The sequence below is a fragment of the Streptomyces sp. R28 genome (assembly GCF_041052385.1).
Classification (GTDB): Bacteria; Actinomycetota; Actinomycetes; order Streptomycetales; family Streptomycetaceae; genus Streptomyces.
In genome coordinates this window covers 10,110,810-10,123,702 of sequence record NZ_CP163439.1, presented here as the reverse complement: position 1 = coordinate 10,123,702, position 12,893 = coordinate 10,110,810, and the positions used below count along the sequence as shown (strand labels likewise).

At 72.4% G+C, this 12,893-nt stretch carries 1 protein-coding gene (only partly in view); it reads right to left on the bottom strand.

The features are described from left to right. A protein-coding gene (locus tag AB5J49_RS44170) for an SDR family NAD(P)-dependent oxidoreductase (protein ID WP_369174504.1) crosses the window boundary here: on the bottom strand, nt 1-12,893 show its 5' portion. The gene continues 16,936 nt to the left of window position 1, outside the view; 12,893 of the gene's 29,829 nt are visible here — the first part of the coding sequence; it begins with the start codon at nt 12,891-12,893; its stop codon lies beyond the left edge, outside the window.

The following is a 12,893-nucleotide window of genomic DNA, read 5'->3' as shown; positions in this document are numbered from 1 at the left end:
GCCGGCGGCCACGTGGTGGCGTCGAAGTCGTCCGTGTGCGTGCCGGCCGCGAGGAAGCCGTCGGCGTGCCGCGTCCACGGAGCGTCCTCGCCGTCGGGCCGCGAGAAGACCTCCACGGTGCGCCGCCCCGACTCGTCCGCCGTACCGACGGACACCTGCAACCGCACCGCGCCCCGCTCCGGCAGCACCAGCGGTGCGGCGAGGGTCAGTTCGTCGACGCGGTCGCAGCCGACCTCGTCCCCGGCGCGCAGCGCGAGCTCCAGGAATGCGGTGCCGGGCAGCAGCACCTGCCCGAAGACGCTGTGGTCGGCGAGCCACGGGTGCGTACTCAGCGAGATCCTGCTGGTGAACAGGTGCCCGTCCGAGCCGGCGACATCGACCGCCGCACCGAGCAGCGGGTGCTCCACGGCGGTGATGCCGACCGCGCCCACGTCACCCTTGCGGCGTGCGGTGGCCGGCCAGAAGACCTGGTGTTCGAAGGCGTAGGTGGGCAGGTCGACGCGGGAGCCGCCCGGGTAGAAGGACGTCCAGTCGACGGGGGTGCCGTGGACGTGCAGGGTGGCGAGGGCGGTCAGGGCCGCGGTCGGCTCCGGCTTGTCCTTGCGGAGTACCGGGATGCTCACTGCTTCAGGTGCGTCTTGGGCGACCATCGCGGACAGGACGCCGTCCGGGCCGATCTCCAGGAAGGCCACGTCCCCCAGTGCCTGGACGTTGTCGTGGAAGCGGACCGCGTTCCGGACGTGGTTCACCCAGTACTTGGGGTCGGTCACATCGCCGGACGTCGCGAAGGAGATCTGCGGCTCACGGAACTCGATCTCGCCGATCGCCTCCCGGAAGTCCTCCAGCATCGGGGCCATCAGCGGGGAGTGGAAGGCATGGGACACCCTCAACCGCTTGGACTTCCAACGCGACGCGATCTCCAGGACCTCGGTCTCGTCACCGGAAATCACCACAGACGCCGGGCCGTTGACAGCGGCAATGGACACGTGGTCGGTGAGATGCGGCAGTACCTCCTCCTCGGAGGCCACCACCGAGACCATCGCACCACCGGCCGGCAGCTCCTGCATCAGACTGGAGCGCGCCGTAACCAGGAGGCACGCGTCCTCCAGGCTCAGCACACCCGCGACATGGGCCGCCGCGATCTCGCCGATGGAGTGACCAGCCAGGTGGTCCGGCTCAACGCCCCACGACTCCACCAACCGGTACAAGGCCACTTGCAGCGCGAACAGGGCGGGCTGCGTGTAACCGGTCTGGTTCAGCAGCTCCTCGTCCTCACCCCACACCACCTCACGCAGGGCCGGGTCGAGATGGACGAGTACGGCATCGAAGGCCTCCGCGAACACCGGGAAGCGGTCGTACAACTCCCGTCCCATCCCCAGCCGTTGCGACCCCTGCCCCGAAAACAGGAAGGCAAAAGGCTTACGCCCGGCCACACCTCGGGCGAGTTCCACACCGTCCAGCAGCACCGCACGGTGATCGAACAACGTACGCGTCGTCAGCAGCGAGAACCCGACGTCCACCGGATCCCCGTCGAGCTCCTTGATGCGTTCGATCTGGCCCGACAGAGCCGCCTCGGACTTGGCGGACACCAGCCACGGCACGCCACCGACGGCCTCCATGTCCGGGGCGACCGGCATCTCCCCGACCGGCTGCTCAAGAATCACATGCGCGTTGGTGCCGCTGACGCCGAACGACGACACCGCCGCGCGACGCGGCCGGTCAACTGAAGGCCATTCGGCAGGACCGCCCAGCAGCTCCACCGCCCCCGACTCCCAGTCCACCTGGGACGACGGCTCCTCCACATGCAGCGTCCGCGGAAGTACCCCGTGCTCCAGCGCCTTGACCATCTTGATGATGCCCGCGACACCCGCGGCGGCCTGGGTGTGGCCGATGTTCGACTTCACCGAACCCAAGTACAGAGGGACATCGCGGTTCTGGCCGTACGTAGCGAGCAGTGCCTGTGCCTCGATCGGGTCGCCGAGCGACGTACCCGTACCGTGCGCCTCCACCGCGTCCACATCGGACGTGGACAGACCGGCCGATGCGAGCGCCCGCCGGATGACGCGCTGCTGCGAGGGACCGTTCGGCGCGGTCAGACCATTCGACGCACCGTCCTGGTTCACCGCCGAGCCCCGCACCACCGCCAGGATCCGGTGGCCGTTGCGCACCGCGTCCGACTGACGCTCCAGGACCAGCAGACCGACACCCTCACCCCAGCCCGTGCCGTCCGCGCCGGCGCCGAACGCCTTGCAGCGGCCGTCGGCGGACAGGCCGCGCTGGCGGGAGAACTCGACGTAGGTGGTGGGGGTGGACATCACGGTGACGCCGCCGGCGAGGGCGAGGGTGCACTCCCCCTGCCGCAGGGCCTGTGCCGCGAGGTGGAGCGCCACCAGCGACGACGAGCACGCGGTGTCGACCGTGACCGCCGGGCCCTCGAAGCCGAACGTGTAGGACACCCGGCCGGAGGCGACGCTGCCGGCGCTGCCCTGGCCCTGGTGGCCCTCGAAGTCGTCGCCGTCCAGGAGGGAGGCGTAGTCGTTGTACATCACGCCCGCGAACACGCCGGTCGCGCTGCCGCGCAGGGACGTCGGGTCGATACCGGTGCGTTCCAGCGCCTCCCAGGTCGTCTCCAGGAGCAGGCGCTGCTGTGAGTCGGTGGCGAGGGCCTCACGCGGGGACATGCCGAAGAACTCGGGGTCGAACTCGCCCGCCTGGTGCAGGAATCCGCCGGAGACGGAGTACGTCGTGCCGAGGTGGTCGGGGTCGGGGTGGTAGAGGGCGTCGCGGTCCCAGCCCCGGTTGGCCGGGAACTCGGTGATGGCGTCGACGCCGTCGGCGACGAGCCGCCACAGGTCCTCGGGCGAGTTCGCTCCGCCGGGGTAGCGGCAGGCCATGCCGACGATGACGATCGGGTCGTCGGTCGTCGACAGCGGCGCGGGGAGCAGCCCGGCGGTGTCCCGGTCGGCGCCGAACAGCTCGTCCGCAAGGTGGGCGGCCAGTAGGGCGGCGGTCGGGTAGTCGAAGGTCAGCGTCGCGGGCAGCCGCAGTCCTGTGACCGCGCCGAGGCGGTTGCGCAGTTCGACCGCGGTGAGGGAGTCGAAACCGAGGCTCTGGAAGGCGCGTTCGGGGTCGACGGTGCCGGCGCCCGCGTGGCCGAGTACGGCGGCCACCTCGGTACGCACCAGTTCCAGCAGCGACTCCAGGCGGGCTTGCTCGGGGAGTGGGTCGAGCCGTCGTACGAGGGAAGCGGCGGTGGCCGAGGCGGCGGTCCGCTTGGTGCGGGTCCGGACGAGTCCGCGCAGGACGTCGGGGATCTCGCCGCGCGCACGCAGGGCTGCGGTGTCGAGGCGCAACGGCAGCACGAGCGCGTCGCCGGTCGCGAGGGCGGCGTCGAACAGCTGGATGCCCTGGTCAGGGGTGATCGGCGGCATGCCGGACCTGTTCAGCCGCTCGGCCTCGGCTCCGTCGAACATGCCGGTCTGGTCCCAGGCGCCCCACGCCAGGGACACGCCCGGGAGGCCGAGCGCGCGGCGGTGGGCAGCGAGGGCGTCGAGGAACGTGTTGCCCGCGGCGTAGTTGGCCTGTCCGGCCGTTCCGAAGAGGCCGGACGCCGAGGAGTAGAGGACGAACGCGCTGAGGTCCTGGGCGAGTTCGTGCAGATGCCAGGCCGCGTCGATCTTCGGCCGCAGTACGGCCTCCAGCCGTTCCGGCGTCAGTGACTCCACGACACCGTCGTCCAGCACACCGGCCGCATGCACCACCGAACGCACGGGGTACCGCTCCAGCAGATCCGCCACCGCCGCACGATCCGCCACATCACAAGCCACGACCGACACGCTCGCCCCGGCCGCCTCCAGCTCACTCACGTCCGCCGCCTCACCCCGGCGGCTCACCAACACCAACTCGTCCACACCATGCGCCTCGACCAGATGACGCGCGATCACCCGACCCAGACCACCCGTACCACCCGTCACCAGCACCGGCCCCTCAAGCCGCACGGGGTCGGCGGGGGCGGTGAGGCGGACGACGCGCGGGACGCTCACCATGCCGTCACGGATCCGGAGTTGCGGCTCGGCGCCGCTGAGTACGCCCGCGGGCAGGTCGCCGTCAGTATCGGTGTCGGCGTGGGTGTCGGTGTCGGTGTCGGTGTCGGTGTCGACCAGCACGAACCGGCCCGGATGCTCCGACTGCGCCGACCGCACCAGACCCCACACCGCCGACGCCGCCAGATCACCCTCACGCGTCACGAAGACAAGGCGCTCGGCACGGTCCTCCGCGATCCACCGCTGCACCAGGGCGAGCGCGCGAGCGGCGAGCTCATGGGCCGACGCGACGACGTCGCCGTCGCTCACCAGGTACTCGACCACGGCGTCGGCGTCGGGGGCTTCGGGCAGCGCGATCGGGGTCCAGTCCAGGCCGAACAGCGAGTCGGTGGTGGGGGTGAGCTGCTGTGCCGAGACGGCGTGGGTGAGCAGGGAGTCGACGGAGGCGACGGGTGCTCCGGCCGTGTCGGCGAGCGCGAGGGACAGGGTGTTGTCCCCGCTGGTCGTGAGGCGCACCCGCAGCGCGGTCGCGCCCTCCGCGTGCAGCGAGACGCCCTCCCACGAGAACGGTACGGCTCCCTCGGTGCGCTGCCGTGCGAAGGCCACCGCGTGCAGGGCGGCGTCGAGCAGCGCCGGGTGGATGCCGAAGGTGCCGGGCTCCACGCCGTCGGGCAGCGCGACCTCCGCGAACACCTCGTCACCGCGCCGCCAGACAGCACGCAGGCCCTGGAAGACCGGGCCGTACTCGAAGCCACGGTCCGCGAAGGCGTCGTAGCAGCCCTCGATGTCGACCCGTTCGGCATCGGCCGGCGGCCAGACGGCGGCGTCGAAGTCCGCTGTCTCCGCGGCCGGGGCGAGGAAGCCGGTCGCGTGCTCGGTCCACGGCTGGCCGGCCGCGTTCTCGGGCCGGGTGTGCACGGCGACGGGCCGGCGTCCGGCGGTGTCGGCGATGCCGACGCGCAGTTGGAGCTGGGTCGCGCCCTCGACGACGAGCGGCACGGACAGGGTCAGTTCCTCGACCCGGCCGCAGCCGACCTCGTCCCCGGCACGCAGCGCGAGTTCGACGAGCGCGGCGCCGGGCAGGAGGGTGCGGCCGTGCAGCGTGTGTTCGGCGAGCCAGGGGTGGGTGCGGGGCGACAGCCGTGAGGTGAACAGGAACCCTTCCGCTCCGGCGAGTTCGACGGCCGCGCCGAGGAGGGGGTGGCCGACGGATTCGAGGCCGGCGGACCGCACGTCCGACGTGCTCGACGCCTCGGGCCAGAAGCGCCGGCGTTGGAAGGCGTAGGTGGGCAGGTCGATGCGGGTGCCGCCCGGGTAGAAGGACGTCCAGTCGACGGGGGTGCCGTGGACGTGCAGCCGCGCGAGGGCGGTGAGTACGGCGTCCTCCTCCGGCTTGCCCTTGCGCAGGACCGGGATCGCGACCACGTCGGCCACGTCCTGGGCGACCATCGCGGACAGCACACCGTCCGGGCCGATCTCCAGGAAGGTCACATCGCCAAGAGCCCGGATGTTGTCGTGGAAGCGGACCGCTTCGCGGACATGCCGCACCCAGTACTCGGCATCGGTCACATCGCCGGACGCCGCGAAGGGGATCTGCGGCTCACGGAACTCGATCTCGCCGATCGCCTCGCGGAAGTCCTCCAGCATCGGGTCCATCAGCGGGGAGTGGAAGGCATGCGACACCCGCAGCCGCTTCGACTTCCAACGCGACGCGATCTCAAGAACCTCAGCCTCGTCACCCGCGATGACCACGGAGGCCGGTCCGTTCACGGCAGCGATGGAAACCTTCTCGGTCAGGTGCGGCAGCACCTCCTCCTCGGAGGCCACCACCGAGACCATCGCACCACCGGCGGGCAGCTCCTGCATCAGGCTGGAGCGCGCCGTGACGAGGAGGCACGCGTCCTCCAGGCTCAGCACACCCGCGACATGGGCCGCCGCGATCTCGCCGATGGAGTGACCGGCGAGATGGTCGGGTTCAACGCCCCACGACTCCACCAACCGGTACAGGGCCACTTGCAGCGCGAACAGAGCAGGCTGGGTGTAACCGGTCTGGTTCAGCAGCTCCTCGTCATCGCCCCACATCACCTCACGAAGCGCCGGGTCGAGAAGGACGAGTACGGCATCGAAGGCCTCCGCGAACACCGGGAAGCGGCCGTACAACTCCCGCCCCATCCCCAGCCGTTGCGAACCCTGCCCCGAGAACAGCAACGCAAGCGGCTTACGGACAGCCACGCCCCGGGCAAGCTCGACACCGTCCAGCAGCACCGCACGACGGTCGAACAACGTACGCGTCATCAGCAGCGAGAACCCGACGTCCACCGGATCCCCGTCGAGCTCCCGGACCCGCTCGACCTGCCCGCGCAGCGTCTCCTCGGACTTCGCGGAGACGATCCACGGCGTCCTGCCAGGGGTGGTGTCCGTGGTCGCCGGTTCGGCGGCGGCAGGGCCCTGTTCGAGGATGACGTGCGCGTTGGTGCCGCTGACGCCGAAGGACGAGACACCGGCCCGGCGGGGGCGGTCGGCGGTCGGCCACGGGGTCCGCTCGACCGCGAGTTCCACCGCTCCGGCGGACCAGTCGATGTGCGACGAGGGCTGGTCGACGTGCAGGGTCTGCGGCAGTGCGCCGTGCTGCATCGCCAGGACCATCTTGATGACACCGGCGACGCCGGCGGCGGCCTGGGTGTGGCCGATGTTGGACTTCACGGAGCCGAGCAGGAGGGGCTGTTCGCGGTCCTGGCCGTAGGTGGCCAGCAGGGCCTGCGCCTCGATCGGGTCGCCGAGCGTCGTACCGGTACCGTGTGCCTCGACCGCGTCCACGTCGGAGGTGGACAGTCCGGCCGATGCGAGCGCCTGCCGGATGACGCGCTGCTGCGACGGACCGTTCGGCGCCGTCAGACCATTCGACGCACCGTCCTGGTTCACCGCCGAGGCCCGCACCACCGCCAGGATCCGGTGGCCGTTGCGGACGGCGTCCGACTGACGCTCCAGGACCAGCAGGCCGACGCCCTCACCCCAGCCCGTGCCGTCCGCGCCGTCGGCGAAGGACTTGCAGTGGCCGTCGGCCGCGAGGCCGCGTTGGCGGGAGAAGGCCACGAAGGAGCCGGGGGTGGACATCACCGTCACACCGCCCGCGAGGGCGAGGTCGCACTCGCCGCCCCGCAGCGCCTGCGCGGCCAGGTGGAGGGCGACCAGGGAGGACGAGCACGCGGTGTCGACGGTGACCGCGGGGCCCTCCAGGCCGAAGGTGTAGGCGACGCGGCCGGAGAGCACGCTCTGCGCGGTGCCGGTGCCCTGGTAGCCCTCGAAGGCCTCGTCGCCGACGAGGGTGCTGTAGTCGTTGGTCATGACGCCGGCGAACACGCCGGTGCGCGAACCGCTCAGAGAGGTCGGCTCCACGCCCGCCCGTTCGAACGCCTCCCATGCCGTCTCCAGGAGGAGGCGGTGCTGGGCGTCGGTGGCCAGGGCCTCGCGGGGCGACATGTCGAAGAAGTCGGGGTCGAACAGGTCGGCGTCGTGCAGGAAACCGCCCCGCATGACGTGGGTGGTGCCGGGGTGGTCGGGGTCCGGGTGGTGGAGGGACTCCAGGTCCCAGCCCCGGTTGTCCGGGAAGCCGGTGACGCCGTCGCGGCCCTCGATCACCAGCTGCCACAGGTCCTCGGGGGAGGCGACGTCGCCGGGGTAGCGGCAGGCCATGCCGACGATGACGATCGGGTCGTCGGTCGTCGACTGCGGCGCGGGCAGCTCCCCGGCGGTGTCCTGATCGTCGCCGAACAGTTCGTCGCTCAGGTAGGCGGCCAGCGCGGCCGGGTTCGGGTAGTCGAAGATCAGCGTGGCGGGCAGGCGGATGCCGGTCGACGCGGTGAGGCGGTTGCGCAGTTCGACGGCGGTGAGCGAGTCGAAGCCGAGGCCCTGGAACGTTCGGGTGTGGTCGACGTCGTCGGCGCCGCCGTGGCCGAGCACTGTGGCGACGTCGGCGCGGACCACGTCCAGCAGCGCCGTCAGGCGCTCGTCGCGAGTGGCCCGGGCCAGGGACTGGGCGAGTCCGGTGGCGGCCGCGGCCCCCACGGCGGCGGCGCGGCGGCGCGGCGTCTTGATCAGGCCGCGCAGCAGCGGGGGCGTCTCCGGGAGGCGGCGGAGGGTGGGCAGGTCGAGGCGGAGGGGCAGCAGGACGGGCTCGGCGGCGGCCACGGCGCCGTCGAAGAGGGCGAGGCCCTGCGTCACGGTGAGCGGCGGCATGCCGGAGCGCTCGACGCGCCGCAGGTCGGCGTCGGACATGGCGCTCGTCATGCCGACCGACTGCTCCCAGGCGCCCCACGCCAGTGCCACGGCGGGCAGGCCCTGGGACCTGCGGTGGCGGGCGAGGGCGTCCAGGTAGGCGTTGGCGGCGGCGTAGTTGGCCTGGCCGGCGCCGCCGAAGGTGCCGGCCGCGGAGGAGAACAGGACGAACGCCGAGACGTCACCGGCCAGTTCGTGCAGGTGCCGTGCGGCGTCGGCCTTGGCCCGCAGGACGGTGCCGACGCGCTCCGGGGTCAGCGACTCGACGACGCCGTCGTCGAGGACGGCCGCCGTGTGCACCACGGCGCCCACGGGGTGCCGTTCGAGGAGGGCGGCCAGCGCGGCCCGGTCGGACACGTCGCAGGCCTCGATCTCGACGTGCGCGCCGAGCTCGGTCAGTTCGGCGGTCAGCTGCTGAGCGCCGTCGGCGTCGGGACCGCGTCGGCTGACCAGCAGCAGGTCGCGGACGCCGTGCCGTTCGACCAGGTGCCGGGCCAGGACCGCGCCGAGGCCGCCGGTGCCGCCGGTGATCAGCACGCGGCCGTTCCAGGGGAGGGTCTCCAGGGGCAGTGCCACGCGGGCCAGCCGTGCGGCACGCACCTCGCCGTCGCGGACGGCCAGGCTGGGTTCGGCCGTGGCCAGGGCCGCGGACAGCAGGTCGGGGGCTTCGACGTCCGCCGTGTCGGCGTCCACACTGTCGACGTCCACCAGCGCGAACCGGCCGGGGTGTTCCGACTGGGCCGAGCCGACCAGGCCGCGTACGGCCGCCGCAGCGAGGTCGTCTCCCTCGATCGCGCCACGGGTGACGAACACGAGCCGTCCCGGCCGGTCCTGGCGCAGCCAGTCCTGGACGAGGCCCAGGGCGCGGGAGACCGCCGTGTGCACGTCCGCACCGCCGGCGAACGGCACGAGCACGTCGTCGACATCCGCGTCCGCGGCTACGGCGTCCAGGTCGTCGTACACGGGTCCCAGACCGGGGTCCACCACGTTCTGGCCGAGGCCGAGCGCGTCCGGCCCGAGGACCGCGACGCTCCGTCCCACGCTCTGCGTCGTCGGCTCGACGGGGGTCCACTCGACCTTGAACAGCGAGTCGCGCTCGACGCCGGAGGCGGTCGGCGTGCCCTGCTCGTCGGCCGGGACGGGCCGGGTCTGCAGCGCCTCCACGGATGCCACCGGCGCGCCCGCCGGATCGGCGACGGCGATCTCCATCGAGCCGTCGACGCCGCGCGCCAGCCGCACCCGTACCGTGGAGGCGCCGGAGGCGTGCAGGGTCACGCCCTGCCAGGAGAACGGCAGTCCGCCCCGGCTGATGGAGCCGAGGTCACCGAATCCGGCGGCGTGCATGCCCGCGTCGAGCAGGGCGGGGTGCAGTCCGTACGAGGTGGCGTCCGCGTCCTCGGGCAGCGTGACCTCGGCGAAGACGACGCCGTCACCGCCTCGCCACACCGCGCGCAGGCCGCGGAAGACGGGCCCGTAGTCGAAGCCCAGCTCGGTGAAGCGATCGTAGGAGCCCTCGATGTCGACGGGTTCGGCGCCGGCGGGTGGCCACTGCGCGGCGTCGAACGTGACCGTGGGGGCCCCGGGCCCCAGCACACCGCTCGCGTGCTGGAGCCACGGGGAATCGATGTCTCCCTCGGGGCGGGAGAAGACCGCGACGGATCGCCGGCCGGTCTCGTCGGGGGCTCCGACGGAGACCTGCACCTGTACGGCGCCCTGCTCGGGCAGCACGAGGGGCGCGGCCAGCGTGAGTTCGTCGACGCGCTCGCAGCCGACCTCGTCGGCGGCGCGTACGGCGAGTTCGAGGAACGCGGTGCCCGCGAACAGCACGCGTCCGCCGACGACGTGGTCGGCGAGCCACGGGTGGGTGTTCAAGGAGAGCCGGGAGGTGAACAGGAACCCGGCGGAGTCGGCGAGTTCGACCGACGCGCCGAGCAGGGGGTGCTCCACGGTGGCCAGGCCGGCGGCGCGGACATCACCGGTCGGGGCGGCGGGGCGCGGCCAGTAGCGCTCGTGCTCGAACGGGTACGTAGGCAGGTCCACGCGGCGGGCGCCGGTACCGGCGAACAGCGGCGCCCAGTCGACGGTCACGCCGCTCACGTGCAGCCGCGCCAGCCCTGTGACCAGCGCGGACTCCTCCTCGCGGTCCTTGCGCAGCACGGGGACGGCGACCGCGTCAGGGGCGGTCTCGGCGACCATCGCGGACAGCACGCCGTCCGGGCCCAGTTCGAGGAAGGCGGTCACGCCCTGGTCGTGCAGGCGGCGTACGTTGTCGTGGAACCGCACGGCTTCGCGGACGTGCCGCACCCAGTACTCGGGGTCGGTCACGTCTCCCGTGGCGGCCACGGGAATCGAGGGGTCGTTGAAGGACAGGCCGCCGATGGCGGTGCGGAAGTCCTCCAGCATCGGTTCCATCAGGGGCGAGTGGAAGGCGTGGCTGACCTGCAGCCGCTTGGCCTTGCGGTCACCGAGCCGGGCGACGACCTCCGCGACCTCCGTCTCGTCGCCCGCGACCACCACGGCGGACGGGCCGTTGACCGCGGCGATCGAGACACGGTCGGTGAGATACGGCAGCACCTCCGCCTCGCTCGCCTGGACCGCCACCATCGCGCCGCCCGCGGGCAGCGCCTGCATCAGCCGGGCCCGCTCCGACACCAGCGTGCAGGCGTCCTCCAGCGACAGCACCCCGGCCACATGCGCGGCCGCGATCTCACCGATGGAATGGCCCGCCAGCTGGTCCGGGGTGATCCCCCACGACTCCACCAGCCGGTACAGGGCCACCTGGAGCGCGAACAGCGCGGGCTGGGTGTGACGGGTCTGGTTCAGCAGGTCCGCGTCCGCACCCCACATCACCTCGCGCAACTGCGGGTCCAGGTGGGCGAGTACGTCGTCCAGCGCGCTCGCGAAGACCGGGAAGCGGTCGTACAACTCCCGCCCCATACCGAGCCGTTGCGACCCCTGCCCCGAGAAGAGCACGGCGAGACCGGTCTCGGCGCCGGCGACGCCGGTGGCGAGTTCGGTGCCGTCGGGGAGCAGTACGGCACGGTGTTCGAGGGTGGCGCGGGCGGTGGCGAGGGTGTGGCCGACGTCGACCGGGGAGAGGGTGGCGGCCGCGGTCGTGAGCCGGGCTCGCTGTGACTGAAGGGCGGTGGCCGAGCGAGCGGAGACGGTCCACGGGACGACGCCGGGAGTGACGGTGGCTTCCTCGGCGGTGTCGGGCTGTGCCGGGGCCTGCTCGATGATGACGTGGGCGTTGGTGCCGCTGACGCCGAACGCGGACACTCCCGCGCGGGAGGGCCGGTCGGCGGCGGGCCAGGGCCGCGCGGAGGTCAGCAGCTCGACCTTGCCGGAGTCCCAGTCGACGTTGCTCGACGGGGTGCCGACGTGGAGGGTCCGGGGCAGCAGTCCGTGCTGGAGGGCCATGACCATCTTGATGACGCCGGCGACACCGGCCGCGCCCTGCGGATGGCCGATGTTGGACTTGATGGAGCCCAGCAGCACCGGGTTCTCGCGGTCCTGGCCATACGTGGCGAGAACCGCGCCCGCCTCGATGGGGTCGCCGAGCGTGGTGCCGGTGCCGTGCGCCTCGACTGCGTCCACGTCGGCGGCGGACAGACCGGCGTTGGCCAGCGCTTTGCGGATCACGCGCTGCTGCGAGGGCCCGTTCGGCGCCGTAAGGCCGTTCGACGCTCCGTCCTGGTTGACGGCCGAGCCGCGCACCACGGCCAGGATCCTGTCCCCCGCGCGCCGCGCGTCGGAGAGGCGCTTGAGCACCAGCACGCCGACGCCTTCGGCCCAGCCGGTGCCGTCGGCGTCGTCGGAGAACGCCTTGCAGCGGCCGTTGCCGGCGAGACCGCCCTGGGAGGTGAACGCGGCGAACCCGGCGGGCGTCGTCATGACCGCGACGCCACCGGCGAGCGCCAGGTCGCACTCGCCGCCGCGCAGGGCCTGGGCCGCGAGGTGCAGCGCGACCAGGGACGAGGAGCAGGCGGTGTCGACGGTGACGGCCGGGCCCTCCAGGCCGAGCAGGTAGGAGATACGGCCCGACAGCACGCTCGCGGCGAACGCGGTGGTGGCGTAGAGGCCGACGTCCTCGGCGGAGCGGGCGAGCAGCTCGGCGTAGTCCTGGGAGGTGGTGCCCAGGAACACGCCGGTCTGGGTGCCCCGCAGCGAGGAGGCGTCGATGCCCGCCCGCTCCAGCGCCTCCCAGGAGGTCTCCAGCAGGAGGCGCTGCTGCGGGTCCATGACGACGGCCTCACGCGGCGAGATCCCGAACAGTCCGGCGTCGAAGCCCGCCACGTCGTCCAGGAAGCCGCCCTCGGCGGTGGCGCTCGCCAGCGCCGCCGTGTCCCAGCCGCGGTCGGCCGGGAACGGGCCGATGACGTCGCGTCCCTCGGCCACCACCTGCCACAGGTCCTCCGGCGAGGCCACCCCGCCGGGGTACCGGCAGCCGATGCCGACGATCGCGATGGGCTCCACCGCCGCCGCGATCAGCTGCTGGTTCTGCTTCCGCAGCCGGTCGACCTCCTTCAGTGACGACCGAAGTGCCTCGACGTACTGGTTGGCAGAGGAGGTCAT